11 protein-coding genes are annotated in these 15,641 nt (G+C 65.0%); 8 read left to right on the top strand and 3 right to left on the bottom strand.

Going from position 1 to position 15,641, the window contains the following annotated elements; all coding sequences use genetic code 11:
- The 3 genes from BMZ97_RS30125 to hmgA all read right to left on the bottom strand — a co-directional run.
- A partial coding sequence (locus tag BMZ97_RS30125; RefSeq protein WP_092178458.1) for a beta strand repeat-containing protein occupies positions 1–3,489 on the bottom strand: 3,489 nt, incomplete at its 3' end.
- A gap of 75 nt (positions 3,490–3,564) precedes the next feature.
- Complete coding sequence (locus BMZ97_RS30120) at positions 3,565–5,259, bottom strand: ShlB/FhaC/HecB family hemolysin secretion/activation protein (RefSeq protein WP_092178456.1); 1,695 nt, start codon at positions 5,257–5,259, stop codon at positions 3,565–3,567.
- A gap of 1,139 nt (positions 5,260–6,398) precedes the next feature.
- On the bottom strand, positions 6,399–7,751 hold the full coding sequence (hmgA, locus tag BMZ97_RS30110; protein WP_244546679.1) for a homogentisate 1,2-dioxygenase: 1,353 nt from the start codon (positions 7,749–7,751) through the stop codon (positions 6,399–6,401).
- A gap of 185 nt (positions 7,752–7,936) precedes the next feature.
- On the opposite strand from hmgA, the gene BMZ97_RS30105 reads away from it, so the two are divergent.
- The 8 genes from BMZ97_RS30105 (at position 7,937) to BMZ97_RS30070 (ending at position 15,636) form a co-directional block, all read left to right on the top strand.
- Positions 7,937–8,377 (top strand): MarR family winged helix-turn-helix transcriptional regulator, encoded by a 441-nt coding sequence (locus BMZ97_RS30105; RefSeq protein ID WP_092178450.1) that lies wholly within the window; start codon positions 7,937–7,939, stop codon positions 8,375–8,377.
- A gap of 205 nt (positions 8,378–8,582) precedes the next feature.
- Complete coding sequence (fahA, locus tag BMZ97_RS30100; RefSeq protein ID WP_092178449.1) at positions 8,583–9,947, top strand: fumarylacetoacetase; 1,365 nt, start codon at positions 8,583–8,585, stop codon at positions 9,945–9,947.
- 105 nt (positions 9,948–10,052) lie between these two features.
- A complete protein-coding gene (locus BMZ97_RS30095) occupies positions 10,053–10,808 on the top strand; it encodes a GntR family transcriptional regulator (protein WP_092178447.1) in 756 nt (251 codons plus the stop codon).
- Between the two features lie 190 nt (positions 10,809–10,998).
- Complete coding sequence (locus tag BMZ97_RS30090; protein WP_092178445.1) at positions 10,999–12,207, top strand: ABC transporter substrate-binding protein; 1,209 nt, start codon at positions 10,999–11,001, stop codon at positions 12,205–12,207.
- A gap of 80 nt (positions 12,208–12,287) precedes the next feature.
- Positions 12,288–13,190, top strand: a complete 903-nt coding sequence (locus tag BMZ97_RS30085) for a branched-chain amino acid ABC transporter permease (protein WP_092178443.1) — start codon at positions 12,288–12,290, stop codon at positions 13,188–13,190.
- Between the two features lie 2 nt (positions 13,191–13,192).
- A complete protein-coding gene (locus BMZ97_RS30080) occupies positions 13,193–14,176 on the top strand; it encodes a branched-chain amino acid ABC transporter permease (RefSeq protein WP_210188366.1) in 984 nt (327 codons plus the stop codon).
- The gene (locus BMZ97_RS30075; RefSeq protein WP_092178440.1) at positions 14,166–14,930 is read left to right on the top strand and encodes an ABC transporter ATP-binding protein; all 765 of its coding nucleotides are present in this window, start codon (positions 14,166–14,168) and stop codon (positions 14,928–14,930) included. The genes BMZ97_RS30080 and BMZ97_RS30075 overlap by 11 nt, the downstream gene beginning before the upstream one ends.
- Entirely contained in the window at positions 14,923–15,636 is a 714-nt protein-coding gene (locus BMZ97_RS30070) for an ABC transporter ATP-binding protein (RefSeq protein WP_092178438.1), read from the top strand. The genes BMZ97_RS30075 and BMZ97_RS30070 overlap by 8 nt, the downstream gene beginning before the upstream one ends.
- Positions 15,637–15,641 lie beyond the last annotated feature (5 nt).

The raw sequence follows: 15,641 nt of genomic DNA, 5'->3' as shown, positions 1-15,641 counted from the left end.
GAGCCCGATCGAGGCCGCCGTTGCGCCGGCCACGCCGTTGCTGAGGGTCAGGCCGCCCGCCGCGACGCTGGTGCCGCCGTTATAGATCTGCGTCCCTGCCAGCGTCACCGCCAGCGGGGTGACCGTCACCGTGCCGCTGCCGCCGGTGAGCGTGTAGTTGCTGTTGCTCAGCGACAGACCCGCCAGCGAGGACATCGCCTCCGGCCCGGCATTGGCCGAGGCCAGCGTACCGGTCGGCGTGCCGCTGACCGTCACGACGTCGCCACCGATCTTGTTGCTCGCCGTCAGCGTCGCCGTGATCGTCGTCAGGCCGTTATAGGTCTGTGACCCTGCCAGCGTCACCGCCAGCGGGGTGACCGTCACCGTGCCGCTGCCGCCGGTCACGGTGTAGTTGCTGTCGCTGACCGACAGACCCGCCAGGTTCAGCGCCTGCGCGCCCGCGCTGACATTCGCCGAGGCGACCGAGCCCGCCCCGGCGAGCCCGATCGAGGCCGCCGTTGCGCCAGCCACGCCGTTGCTGAGGGTCAGGCCGCCCGCAGCGATACTGGTGCCGCCGTTATAGATCTGCGTCCCCGTCAGCGTCACCGCCAGCGGGTTGACCGTCAAATAAGCCGGAGTCTTGCCGTAGCTGATGATATAACCGGAGGCGGTCGCTCCGCTGGCCGAAAGCAGATAATTGCCGGCATTGGTCGCTGTCGTCGTACCCGACGTACTACCGGTGCCCGTGACCGTTATCGACAGGCCGCTCAGGGCAATGACATTCCCTCCCGTGAGTGTCGTGCCCGCGAATGTCTCGGTATATGCCGTCGATGTCTGATTGAGCGAAGAGGCCGTGCCGTAGGTCGCGGTTTGCGACGACAGGTTCACGGTGAGGACCTTCGGCCCCAGGAACGGATAGAAACCGGAAACCGCGCTCCAGATCGAACTGCTGAAACCGGTTGGGAGCGTGCCGTTCTGCAGGACCGAGGTGGTTAGACCAGTTCCGGCGCCGGCGCCCACCGAGCTGATGCCGGAGGTTGTCATGTCCCAATATCCGTTGGTGACCGTCACCTGCCCGTCCGTGGTGTCGTTCTGGCCGATCAAGCCGCCGAGATCACTGCTGGCGCCGCCGTGGACCGCCCCCGCGGCAAAGGTGTTTATGACCGTGCCCAGATTGATCCCGATAAGGCCACCGGTGGAACTTCCGCTGCCGCTTCCCGTATCAGCGCCGCCAGTACCGCCGCCACCGGTGACTGTGCCTGTGGCGTAGGCGTTGGTAATCGTACCAACGCCGTCACCGGTGCTATACCCATCATTGTAGCCCACCAGCCCGCCAACCCAGGCGCCCGTCACCGTGCCGGTGACGTTTCCACTGGCGTGGGAATTGGAGATCTTTCCCCAATTATATCCGACCAAACCGCCCACGATGGCGCCGCCGGCGGTGCCCGTGACCGACGTCGATGCAGAAACATTGAAGACCGTGCCCGTGTTCGTTCCGGCCAACGCGCCGACGCTGGTACCGGGCGAACTAGACGTCACCGAGCCACCGCTCAGAATCAAATTCTCGACGGTGCCGACCGAATTGTTGGAACCATTACCGATCTGTCCGAACAGGCCGACAACGCCCGAGCTTGGGGCATTGATCGTCAGGTTGCTGATCGTGTTGCCCAAGCCATTGAAGGTGCCGAGAAAACCGCTGGCAGCCGTCGAGGGGGCGACCACGCCATCGGTGTAGGTATGGCCGCCGAGGTCGAGCGATCCGGCCAGAGCATATCGGCCCGACAGGTTATTGTTGACGTTCACGAGGTCCGTGACCGAGTGGATCAGCGTATAGGCCGCGCCGTTGATCGTCAGCGCCGCAGAGCTGCCCAGCAGCTCGGCGTAGCCGCCACCGAGGAAATTCACGGCGCCGGCGCTGTTCGAGCCGCCAAGCTGGTTATTGGCCGTCAGAACCAGCGTGCCGTTACCTGTCGCGGAAATCGACGAAACGATGTTGATGCTGTTGTAGGCCGACAGGGTCAGGGTATTGGCGGTGCTCCAGCTGATCGCGGCGTAGATGTTGATATCGCCCAGTCCGGCGGATGTCGTGCCAGGTCCCGACGTCGTGGTCGCAGTCGTCTGCAACGTGACGTTAGCCGTTGCCAGATTGCTGTTGATCGTCGCGGCGGCGGCGGCGTCGACGGTGAGGTCGATGGGGTCAAGCAGCCATGATCCGGTCTTGCCCGCCGGCGCCGTCGCGTTGACGCTCACCCCCGTGAAATCCAGGACATGGCCGGATGTCTCGACCAATCCACCGTCGCCACCACTCTGCCCACCCCTGGCGGTGATGAGGCCGCGAACGCGCGTCGTTCCTGTGGACCAAAGCACCACCTCACCGCCGTTTCCAGCGCCGGTCGCATCGGCGTGGATCGTGGTCGCGGCATCCATCGTGAGGGATCGGGCCTGCTGCAGCGTGCCGCGGCCCTGCGCGTCGCCGCCGATCTTGACGGTGCCGCCGCCCGTCTTGCCGGAAGCGTCGACGGTGGCTCCTTTCAGCTTGATCTGTTGCCCGGTCACGGTGACCGTGCCGCCGCCGTGACGACGCGAGCTCGCATCGATGCGCCCGGAGATCTTGACGCGGCCGCCGTCGCCGCCGCCGATAACGATCGATCCGTTATGGCCACCGATCGAGCGGGCCTGCACCAGCCCGGAGATATTGACCGCGTTGCGGGCCGCCTCGCGCGCCGTCGCGGCGCTGATGATGACGCGGCCACCGTCGGCCATGATGCTGCCGGCGTTCTTGATCAGCGCGCCTTTGGTCCCCGCGTTCGTCGGCATCGCGACCTGCAGGAAGCCATCACCCGAGAAGTCGAGCGTCGCCTGCTCGCCGGAGCCGAGGCCGACCTTTCCGAGCGGCACGCTGATGCTCCCGGAATTCGAGACCGTGCCGCCGATCAGCGCCGCATAGCCGCCCTTGGCCACCGCGATGCTTCCGGCGTTGCTGACCCCCGCCGACGCGCCGTTGCCGGTGAAGCTGCGCTTGCCGTTCATGAAGTCGCTGTCGGAAATACCGAGCGTGGAGGCAACGAAGCCGGCGGCGCTGACAACGCCACTTCTGGTAATGGCGATGCCGTTAGGATTGACCAGATAGACCTGTCCGTTGGCGGTGAGTGAGCCCGCGATCGCCGAGGGCGTGTTGCCGGTGACGCGATTGAGCATCGCCGACGACGCATTCGGCTGCACGATATTGACCGTGCTGCCCTGGCCGATCGAAAAGCCCTGCCAGTTGACCACGGCGCTCTGGCTGGATTGGGTGATGCTGAGCTGTGTCGCGGAGGGCTGCGCGATCGTCGCGCTGCCGGCTGCAACGGCCCCTCCGGTCGGCAGGCTTTGCGCGAATGCGGGCGCAATCAGAGCCGGGCAGGTCAATGCGGTGGTCGCGAGCAGCAGCGCCGCCATGGCGCCATAGCGGTACCGGGGGAAGCCTGACCTGCGGGCCTGCATCGAGGGGCGTTCGTCGATACGGTTCATCGCGAATGGCCTTTGTGAAAATCGGTCCACAGACCGCTCAATGTGATCACCAAACTGGAATCGGTCTTGCGCGCGCTAGAATCGGAGCGCCGAAACGATCGTGAAGCGATTGCTCGTCGGGATATGGTCGCTGCGGTGAGTGCGGCCGTATTCCAGCGTCAGGGATCCGTTCGACAAGGCGCCCGGCACAGCGCCGCCAAGGCGCAAGCCCCCGCCGTAGGACGTGGCGCGGATCGAGCTCGCCTCCAGCGCGGTCGGCTCCTGCAGCATGACCTTGCCATGGGCGGCGAACACATAGGGCGAAGCGACCATGCCGATCGCGGATATCGGCAGCGGCACGCTCCACGGCGAGGACAGTTCGCCACGCACCACGTAACCCTGATCTCCGGCGATCGATCCCGCGTCGAGCGCGGACAGCCCCGTGGTGTTCGCGATGCCGATCTGTTCGCTGTGCGCCAGCGGCGCGCCAAACGAAGTCTGCGCCCGGGCTGAAACGCTGGCCACGAGATGCTCGGCCAGCGGCTGGATATAGCCCAGCGTGATATCGAGCTTCTGGAACGTAGCGTCGGCGCCCTGTCGCGACAGGGGCAGGATTGGCGAGGCCTCCGCCGCACGGCGCGCTCCGAACGCATCGATGCCGAACGAGGCCGTGGCGCGACCGGAAATCGTCGCGCCCCACGGGGTCAGCATGTCGCCGTCATTCACGAAGCGCAGAACCCGCAACCGGTCTTCGGATAGCGGCGCCCGAACAGCGGCGACCGACAGGCTTTGCCTCTCGTTTTGTGCGTCGAACCACAATTCGCTATTGAAATTGGCGGCCCGACCGCGCAGCCAGGCATAGCGCAGGCGCAGGGACAGTCGTTCGAACGTGTCGGTGCTCTGTATACCCGCGACCGCCCGCGGCGTGGTCCGCGCATCCGTGTATTCGGCATTGAAGCTCAGGCCGTCGAGCCAGAGCGGCAGCACGAACCCTCCCGCCAGCGCGCGATTGCGCGGGTAGCGATCGAAAAAGCCGTTGTCGCCACCGTTCGGATAACCGCCGGCGCGCAGGTAGACCAACTCCCCGAAGCCGGCGATGCTATTGAAATCGAGCCCCAAACCCGAACTCGTGCGCCCGAGCGCATGCGACAAGGTATTGTCGGCGGTGAATATTGCGCTCACAGCCTGATACTTGCCGTCGACCACCAGCACCGTGGCGCCAGTGGCCTTGCCCGGCGCCAGCGTGGATCGCAGGATGACGCCGGGAGTATCGCCCGCCAGCAGCACGCGGCGCTCGATCTCCTGCAACGTCAGTCCGCGCTGTTGCGTCAGCGGTCCAAGCAACGTCTCGATGCGCTGGCGCACGCGCTCCGGCACACCTTTGGTCTCGATCCGTTCGATGAAGCCATCGACGACAACCAGCGACAATCGCGCGCCGTCGACAAGCCGCTGCGGCGGCAGAACGATCCGCACCAGCACGTATCCAAACCTGGCATAGGCCGCCTCCAGATCGCGTGCCGCGGCGAACAGGTCGGCGCCAGAAATCCTGCGCCCGGTCAGCCTCGCCTCAAGTTCGGCAGTCGCTGCCGCAAGCTGCGGCAGACCACCCTTGACGCTGACCCCAGACAAACGGACGAACAGTTTGTCTGCTCCTCCGGGCGTCTCCAATCCCGGAGCGCCGGAGACCGCGAATCCACCCTGGTGGGCAAGAGCGGGGCGAAAACTGTTTGGCGTGATTTGGGATGCCGTCTGCGCGGAGGCCGCTGCGGGCAGCAGAGCCAGCACGACCATCCCCAGGCCTGGTCTCGCAATTCGAAGCATAGCGACTTACCCGAGATCCGCCGAAATAGACGCCGCACCGAACATTGCCATCGACCGCCCTCCGCAGAGAACAATCGTTCGACCAGAATGGGCTGGGTACCGGCCTTTGGCCTGCGCGCTTCTTCTTGCGGGAATTGTCGGAGATTCGTCGGCCAGGCTCATCAGGCAGATCCAATTCACAACGCCGTCAATGTAGAAATTCGCTAATGAGTCCAACGAACCGACGTCACTGAGAAAGAAATCGAACGTCAAACACCGTCATAAAAAGGTCCCAGCGTGTGAGCCGGTATTGCCACGGAAATCGCACGTAATCTTACGTTACGCAATCGCTCTTTTGACAGAGCCGGCTCGGCATCATCGACAGCATTTTCGGGAGGGCCCCGACCAAGGTCCGAAGCTTGAACAGAGCACGCCGAAGCGATGCATGCGAAGGCAGATAGCACTGTCGCGAGCCTGCTCGAAAACGCTGTTCGCTGGAGGCTTTCGAACGCCGGCTCTCAGCCCGGTCCCAACCCGCCCGCTCGGGCCGGCATCCGAAACCCTTCACAGAAGCAGACATCCTATGACCGTCTGGACGCGGAGATTCGGATTTTTACTGTCAGGCAGGAGCTGCGATATCAGAAGCTGTTGATCTCAGCCCACGCCAGTTGTCCCGCATCGCCTGCCTCGCCTCGCCCCCCGGGGCCGCCGTCCCGCGCCATCCGGGCTGAAGCCTGGTCGCAAGGGTCGTCGTCCTCGCCACGCGTCAACCTGACGATGCCCCCCGACAGCCTCGCCCCAAGCCAGGCTTTCGCCTTGTCGATGATCTCGTCGGCCAGCTGCAGGCGCGGCGCCTGCGGCGGGCGGATGGCGACGTAGATGATCTCGATGGCAGAGATGGCTCGGTAGCCGGCCCCTCCCCCTGGAGTCGCCGAGAGTGTGCCGCACCGCCGCAATGACCCTGCGCCCCGCGCCCTACCCGCCCATCGGCGAGCACGCGTAATGATTTGCAGCTCGCGCCAGGATTTGCCTGAAAGCCGACTTGCCCGATGCCCGCGAAGCGCCCAGACGTTCCCGACGGAGCCGCCGGCACGTCCGTTGTCGACCACCTCAGACGTTGCGGTGAACCGTCAAGGTTTGCTCGGATCAAAGTGCTTCACCATTTTATGGCCGTAGGAGCCATAGTCCTTCTGCAGTGCGTCGGTCTGAGCCGCGAACGCCGTCACGCGCTGGGGGAATCGGGTCTCGAACATGAAGGCCATCGTACCTTCGAGCTTGTGCGGCTTCAGCTCGACATTGCTGGCCCGCTCGAAGGCGTCGACATCGGGCCCGTGCGGCAGCATCGTGTTGTGCAGGGACATGCCGCCGGGCACGAAGCCGCCTCCGGTCTTGGCGTCGTACTGGCCATAGACCAGACCCATGAACTCGCTCATGACGTTCATGTGGTACCAGGGCGGACGGAATGTATTCTCCGCGACGAGCCAGCGATCCGAGAAGATGACGAAGTCGATATTGGCCGTGCCGGGCGTTTCCGACGGTGAGGTCAGCACCGTGAAGATCGACGGGTCGGCATGGTCGTACAGAACCGGGCCGACAGGCGAATAGCGGCGCAGATCATATTTGTAGGGCGCGTAGTTGCCGTGCCATGCCACGACATCCAGCGGCGAATGAGCGATGTCGGCGGCCCACAGGCTGCCGCCCCATTTCACATACATGCGGGAGGGCGCGTCCCGGTCCTCGTAGGCCGCCACGGGCGTCAGGAAGTCACGTGGATTGGCCAGGCAGTTCGCACCGATCGGCCCTCGCTCCGGCAGCGTGAAGGCGCCGCCATAGTTCTCGCAGAGATAGCCACGTGCCGGTCCGTCGCGCAGCTCGACCCGGATTTTCACGCCGCGCGGAATGACCGCGATCTCGCCAGGCTCGATGTCGATGATGCCGAACTCGGTCCACAGCCGTAAGCTCCCCTGCTGCGGCACGAACAGCATCTCGCCGTCGGCGTTGTAGAAGTATTCGTCCACCATCGAGCGGGTGATGAGGTAGACATGGGCGCCCATGCCGGCCTGAGTGCCGGCGTCGCCGGCGGTGGTGATGCTGTGGATGCCATCGACGAAGGACATCGGGCCTGACGGGATCGGGATTGGACTCCAGCGCATCGGCGCGATCGGCAAATCCACCTCGGACGCCGGTGCCGTCCGCCACAAGCCGGCATCAACCTTGGCGAACTGCCCCCAATGGCTGACGGTCGGCCGGATGCGATAGAGCCAAGACCGCTCATTCGTGGTGCGAGGCGCGGTGAAGGGGGAGCCGCTGAGCTGCTCGGCATACAGGCCATACGCGCATTTCTGGGGCGAGTTGCGACCGAGCGGCAGGGCTCCAGGCAGCGCCTCGGTCTCAAAACCGTTGCCGAAGCCGGACATGTAGCCCTGCTGGATGGCGCTTTCGATCGACCTGCCGATTTGGGGCTCCGGAAGTGGATTCTGGATGTTCACGGGCGGTTCCTCCCTTGAGGCGGCGGCAAGAAGGCGGTTCCGGCTACAGGCTCACTGGCCGTTGCGTCTCCGACAGAGACCGGAGCGAGGGTCTGGACACAGCGCCACAGCCCTGCCAAGGCCGCGTCACGACTTTTGATGGTTGCTTTCGTAACCGTCCATTTTGTAACTAACAAGGCATGAGCAAGCTCGCCCTCGAACACTTCCTGCCCTATCGGCTCAACCGCTTGAGCACGGCGGTGTCTCTGCGGTTTCGGAGGGTCTATGGCCCGCATCACAACCTCACCATCCCCGAATGGCGGGTGCTGGCGACGCTTGGCCAGTTCGAGACGATGAGTGCGAAGGCGATCGGCGCCCACTCCGCGATGCACAAGACCAAGGTGAGCCGTGCGGTCCGCGCGCTGGAAGAGCGCCGCTGGCTGAAGCGCCGCGAAAGTGTCGACGATCGACGCGAGGAATTTCTGAGCCTGACGGCCCAGGGCCTGGAAGCCTATGCCGACATCGTCCCACGCGCGCTTGCGTTCGAAGCGCAGATACTGGCCACGCTCGGGCCGCAGGCGCAGGCCCTGCTGGGCGCGCTCGACCGGCTGGAAGAAACATTCGAGCCGGGCCGATCCTGACCGCCGGCACGCCCGGCAGCCCCTGCCGCGTCCCAAGTTCGGGGGACAGCCCGTCCACAAGGCCGCAGCTATCTTGCGCAGGAATGCACGATCCATGTCGCCCTGGCGGCAGGGGATTTGGTGAACGACTGGCCGCGAGCCGTTCGCCGCTCACGGCGAGAGCGGAGCCTCGCCGTGAGCGGCGCGCAGAAAGAGCGATTGAGAAATGCCCAGCAGCATCGTCCCCGAAAAGCGCACGGCGGCAGCCTCAGACGCAAGGGCCGCGGGTCTCGACGACACGCATGCCGTCGAGCTGCAAAGCTGGGTCGCCTCGGCGCGCGACCATGCGGAATTTCCAATCCAGAACCTGCCCTTCGGTGTCTTCTCACCGGCCGACGGCAGCCCCCGTGGCGGCGTTGCCATCGGCGACGAGATCCTCGACCTGTCGGCGCTCGCGCAATCGGCCCTGGCCGGGCCAGAATTCGCTGAGGTACTAGACGCGGCGAGCAAATCCTCCCTCAACCACCTTCTCGCGCTCGGCGCCGTCCCGAGGCGGAGGTTACGGGCCCGTCTCTCGGCGCTGCTGCGGGATGGTTCACCCCACCGCGACGCCCTCGCATCGATGCTGCATCGTGCCAGCGACTGCCGCATGAGCCTGCCGGCACAGATCGGGGGCTACACGGATTTCTATGCCGGCATCCAGCATGCCATCAATATCGGTTCGCTGTTGAGACCGGACAACCCGCTGCTGCCGAACTACAAATATGTGCCGATCGGCTATCACGGGCGGGCGTCCTCGGTTCTGCCGTCAGGAGCGCCGGTGACGCGGCCCAACGGCCAGCGCAAGCGGCCGGAGGAGGAGGCGCCGAGCTTCGGCCCCTGCCGCAACCTCGACTACGAGCTGGAAATTGGCGCCTGGATCGGCCCGGGCAACGCGCTTGGCACACCGATCGCCATAGACAATGCCGAGGACCATGTCGCCGGCCTCTGCCTGCTCAACGACTGGTCGGCTCGCGATATCCAGGCCTGGGAGTACCAGCCGCTTGGCCCCTTCCTCTCCAAGGATTTCGCGACGACAATCTCCCCATGGATCGTCACTGCCGAAGCGCTGGCGCCGTTTCGGCGGACGCAGATGGCCAGGCCCGAGGGCGACCCAGCCCCACTGTCCTACCTGCAGCCGCGCACCACCGGGCGGCAGGACGCCTTCGACATCACCATCGAGGTCTCCCTGCAAAGCGAAGCGATGCGCAGGCAGGGCATCGCGCCGCACCGGGTGTCGAGCGGCTCCACGCGCGACCTTTACTGGACCGTCGCGCAGCTGGTCACCCATCACAGCTCGAACGGCTGCAATCTCCAGCCGGGCGATCTGCTCGGCTCCGGCACGATCTCGGGCCGAGATCCTGGCAGCTTCGGCAGTCTGATGGAGATATCGCGGGGTGGTCGCCAGCCATTCGACCTGCCGGGCGGCGAAACCAGGACCTATCTCGTCGATGGCGACGACATCGTCATGCGCGCGCGCGCCAGCCGGGAAGGCTATGCTACGATCGGCTTCGGCGAATGTCGCGGGCGCGTCCTGCCGGCGCGCGCGTGAGCGAGCTGGCGCAGATCGCCTTCGCCCAAAGCGGGGACGCCCCCCTGCCCGGGCGGCTCTCGGAAGCGATGTCGCCTCGACCGAAACTCCGGCCAGCGGATCCGCATGCAAAAGCGTCTTCTCACCGCGGCAGCTGAACACGCTCCTGCCCGCTTCGACAGCGAAGCGAAAGGGGTTGGTGCGCGCAGGCGCTCCGGCGATGTGTATGAGACCCTGCGCAACGCCATTCTGTCAGGCGAGATCAGGCCCAACGAGCCGCTCATCGAGGCGGACCTCGCTTCGGCGCTGAATGTCAGCAGGACTCCGATCCGCGAGGCGATACAAAGACTGGCGGTGGAACAGCTGATCGTGGCCCGCAAGCGTGGCTGGGCGGTGCGCGAGATCACGGCGGCCGAGGCCAGCGAGAATTCGGAGGTCCGTGCCGCTCTGGAGGGCTACGCCGCACGACTCGCCGTCGAGCGCGCCAGCGACGAGGAAATCGCCGCGGCGGTGGCGGTACATCGGCGCCGTCTCACGATCAACCCGACCAACGACACGGCGCGCGTCGAGACGAACCGCGAACTGCATGGGATCATCGTGGCCGCCGCCCGCAACGAAAAGCTGCGCGATGCGATCCTGCGCTCCGGTCGGTTCTACTTCAACGGCTCGGTGGCGCGGATGACCTCGGAAGAGGAGTTCCATTTGAGCAATCGCGACCACGAACAGATCGTCCAGGCACTGCAGGCGCGAGACAGCGATGCAGCTGAACTCGCCATGCGCAACCACATCATGCGCACCTTCCATATCTTCCAAAAGCTGTCCTACCCATCCCATGCAGCGGCTTCATTGGCCCCCCTGCATACGGCCCCCGTCCGCGACTGAGGGGCGCCGTGCTTGCTCGCATGCCCGGCGCGGCATGCCGGCTCGATGCCCCAGGGCACTTTGATGTCCCAAGTCACTGTGACAGGCCACCGCGATTTCGGCGCTATGATCGCATCACCGCTCGATAGCAACAGCGCCGTCCGTGCGCTCGACCGCGCGGACAAAACCAATCGGGAAAGGGAGAGAACAGATGAAAGCCAACTCATTGGGCGCCGGCCTGTCCTTGATCGCAGGCCTGCTGCTGGGCGCGGCGGCGGTGGCACAGGAGCCGGGCCTCACCGACAAGACGATCAAGGTCGGCATCTTCGGGCCGCTCTCGGGCCCTAACATGGCCTATGGCTTCGACGTCGTGAACGCCGCCAAGATGTATTACGACAAGATCAACAAGGACGGCGGCATCCATGGCCGCAAGATCGAATATGTCGTCGAAGACGACCGCTGCAACGCCAATGATCTCGTCGCTGCCGTCAAGAAGCTGGTCGAACAGGAGCAGGTCTTCCTGCTCAATGGCGGCTCGTGCTCGGCGGCCGTCGTCGCGGCCAAGGACTATGTCGTTCGCAACAAGGTGCCCTACATCATGCTGAACGCGTCGGGAGACGGCGCGCTCTATCCGCCGACCGACTATATCTTCGGCGCCTTCTCGATCTCGCAATATGCCGTCGGCGGCGCGATGGTCGATTTCGCCGCCAAGAGCCTGAACGCCAAGACGATCGGCTACATCAACCATGACGACGCCTATGGCGCCTGGAACCTGGAGGGTTCGAAGGCTGACGCGGAAGCCGACGGCGTCAAGCTTGCCGTCGAATCCGTTAGCCCGACCATCAACGATGTCACCGCGCCGTTCCTGAAGCTGCGCGCCGCGAACCCGGACGCGATCCTGTTGGTCACTTACGCACGCCCGGCTGCGCTGCTGGTGAAGAAGGCAGCCGAACTCGGGTTCAACAAGCCGATCATCCTGTCCGTGACGGGCACCGCCAGCCTCGCGCAGCTCGTCGAGAATGTCGGCAAGGACGCGCTGAAGAACTTCTACATCCAGGAGGTCATGATCGACTCGCCCGGCGGCGCCAAGCTGAAGTCGGTCTACGACATGTACAAGGCGGCCTATCCGGATCTCGCTGCCAAGCCCGACCATCCTCAGACCTACATGCCCTACGGCATTCCCTCGGCGATGTCGGTGGTGAAGGCGCTGCAGGACGCCGGCCCGAACCCGACGCGCGAGAAAGTCCTCGTTGCGCTCAAGACGCAGGATTTCGACTCCGGCGTCATGGCGGGGCGGATGAAGTTCGGCCCCCAGGAGCGCGCGGCCAACAAGTCGACGATCTTCATCAAATATGACGGCACGACGATGGCGCCCCTGCCCGGCGTCTTCACCAGCCGGTGGACCTACCAGGCCAAGTAAAGGGCCGCTCCGTTCATCGCTTTACGAACGACAGGCGGCGGCCTTGACGCCGCCGCCTTCCTCGATCTTCCGGGCCGAACATGGACCTGCAACTCGCCTTGATCTTCCTGCAGCAGGGCATCGCCTCCGGGCTTGTCTCGGGCAGCATCTACGCCCTGCTGGCGCTTGCCATCGTCATCATCTTCAAGACATCGGAAGTGCCGAACTTCGCCCAGGGCGAGGTCTTCATGGCAGCCGGCTATGTCGCGCTGTACCTTTTCGTATTCCAGAAGCTGCCGATCTGGATCGTACTGCCGGCAACACTCGTGGCAGCCTTCCTGGCGATGGCGCTGTTCCGGCGCATCGTGCTGGACCAGGTCGCGAAATCGGCCAAGGATCTGGTCTATCTCGTCATCGCGACGCTCGGCCTGTCCTATGTGCTCAAGGGACTTGTCCGACGCACGGGCTTCGGTGACACCCCACGGTCCTTCCCGGCGCTGGTTCCGACCGATTCCGTGATGATCGGCCAGGCCTCGGTCACGATCCTCGACCTGACCATCCTTGGCGCCGCGCTGGCCGTGATGGCCGCCTTCTTCTGGATGTTCAACTACACCAAGATGGGCCGCGCCATGCGCGCCGTCGGCATGAACCCGAAGGCCGCCCAACTGGTCGGCGTCGATCTCAAGCGCTGCCATATGACGATCTGGGGCATGTCTGGCGTCATCTCCGCCATCGCCGCCTTGCTGATCGCTCCCAAGATCCTGATGACGGCCGATATGGGCTCGATCGTCATGCTGGCCTTTGCGGCTGCGATCGTGGGCGGGTTCTCCAGCCTGCCGGGTGCCATCGTCGGTGGATTCATCATCGGCATCGTCGAGAACATGGTCGGCCTGTTCATCTCGTCGCGCGCCATCGTGCTCGCGCCGTTCCTCGCCATCCTGATCGTGCTGGTGATCCGGCCACAGGGTCTGTTCGGCGGCAAGCTGACGATCAAGAAGGTATGATCGTGACAACCTCCCCCGCAACAATCAGCCCGGCCCCGCGGCGCGCAGCCTCGGCGACCGCGATCGCCGGCCTCGTCATCGCCGCGCTCGTCGCCATCGCCCTGCCCGCATTCACCACCGGCTACGTAATCTATATCGCGAACCTCCTGCTCGTCTTCGTCGTGCTGTGCCTGGGCCTGCACATCGTGATCGGTGAGACAGGCCAGTTCTCCATGGCCCATGCCGCCTTCTACGGCATCGGCATCTATGCCAGCGCGCTCGCCAACCGTGCGGTCGATCTGCCCTACCCCTTCGCAATGCTGTTTGGCGCGCTCGTCGCCGGCGCCGTGGGTCTGTTCATCGGCGCGCTGGCGCTGCGGATGCGCGACATCTATCTCGCACTCGCCACCTTCGCCTTCGGCGAGGCGATGCAATGGGTCTTCGCCAACTGGGACAGCGTCACGAACGGGCCCAACGGACTGCGCATCAGTCCGGCACGCTTTGGATCGCTCGAGATCCTCAGCGACAAGCAAGCCTATCCCTTCGTGGTGCTCTTCTGCGTGCTGATGATCGGCCTGACGATCCTGATCTCACGGTCCCGGTTGGGCCGCGCCTTTCGCGCCGTCCGCGAATCCGAAGTCGCGGCCATGGCGATGGGCATCGATGTCCGGCGCACACGGGTGATCGCCTTTGGCCTGTCGGCCGCGATTGCGGGCTTCGCCGGCGGCATGTTCGGCCTGTTCCAGACCTTCATCCACCCTGACAGCCTCGGTTTCCAGACCACGATCCTCGTGCTGACCATGGTGGTCGTGGGCGGGCTCGGCTCGATCGTCGGGGCTGTCGGCGGGGCCATCGTCTTCGGCCTCATCTCGGAGGTCCTGCGCCAGGCGCCGCAATATCAGGAGATCATCTATGGCGGCATCCTGATCCTGTTCATGATGTATGCCCCGCGCGGCCTCTTCGCCTTCATCGGCGACCGGATCAAGGAGGTGCGCCGTGGCCAGTGAGCCCTTCCTGGACGTCCAGGGTCTGACAATCCGCTTCGGCGGCCTGACCGCAGTCGGCGGCTTCGACATGGCGGTCGCAAAGGGCAGCATCCATGCCCTGATCGGCCCTAACGGCGCCGGCAAGTCGACGACCTTCAACTGCATCTCGCGCTTCTATACGCCCAGCGAAGGCCGCATCCTCTTCGATGGCCAGGACATCACCCGCCTCCCCGCCCGGGCCATGGCCGGGCTCGGCGTCGCCCGCAGCTTCCAGAACCTCGAGCTCTTCTCCGAGTTGAGCGTCTTCGAGAACGTGCTGATCGGCGCCCATGTTCATGCCGGGCGTTCCTGGCGCGACGCCATCAGCGCCCGCCCAGCCGAGATCGGCGAGCATGTCGAGCATCTCCTGGAGCGCACCGGCCTGGCCGACTACGCCCAGACCAAGGCGCGCAACCTCGATTTCGGCCATCAGAAGATGGTCGAGATCGCCAGAGCCCTCGCCATGCGGCCGAAACTTCTGTTGCTGGATGAGCCTGCGGCGGGTCTGCGCAACCGCGAGATCGCCGCACTCGACCGCCTGCTCTGCGAACTGCGCGAGCGCGACGGCCTGACCATCGTTCTGGTCGAGCATGTCATGCAGCTCGTCATGTCGATCTCAGACCGGATCACCGTGCTGAGCTTCGGCACCAAGATCGCCGAAGGCACGGCGGCCGAGGTGCGCGCGCATCCCGCCGTCATCGAAGCTTATCTCGGCCGCGAGACCACTCATGCATGATCTTCTTGAAATCGAAGGGATTTCCGCCTCCTACGGCCGCATCCAGGCCCTCTCCGAGGTCTCGCTGCGCGTGCCCGAAGGCGCCATCGTCGCTCTGCTCGGAAGCAATGGCGCCGGCAAGAGCACGACGCTGAACACGGTCTCGCGCCTTGTGCCGATCACCCGGGGCTCGATCCGCTTCGCCGGTGAGCCGATCCAGGCCTGGCCATCGCACAAGGTCGTTTCGAGCGGCATCCTCCAGGTACCAGAGGGGCGCGAGGTCTTCCGCGAGATGAGCGTGCGCGAAAACCTCGACATGGGTGCCTATCGCCGCAGCGATGCGGCCGGCATCAAGCGGGACCTCGAACGCGTCTTCGACTACTTCCCCAAACTGCGCGAACGCCTGCGTCAGAAGGCGGGAACGCTTTCGGGCGGCGAACAGCAGATGCTGCTGATCGGCCGGGCCTTGATGGCGGGACCGCGGCTCCTGCTGCTGGACGAACCATCGCTCGGCCTGTCGCCTGTTCTGGTGCAGCAGATCTTCGCGATCATCCAGCGCCTCAACAAGGATGGTCTGACCATCCTGCTTGTCGAGCAGAACGCGGCCATCGCGCTCGGCTCATCGAGCTACGCCTATATCCTCGAAAACGGCGAGATGGCGCTGGAAGGCCCGTCCGAGACGCTGCGTCGCGACGACAGCGTGCGCCGCACCTATCTCGGCGGCTGACCCCG

This window comes from Allobosea sp. OK403, assembly GCF_900113835.1.
Taxonomy (GTDB): domain Bacteria; phylum Pseudomonadota; class Alphaproteobacteria; order Rhizobiales; family Beijerinckiaceae; genus Allobosea.
Note: the sequence above shows the minus strand (reverse complement) of the source record. Positions and strands in the feature narration are given on the sequence as shown.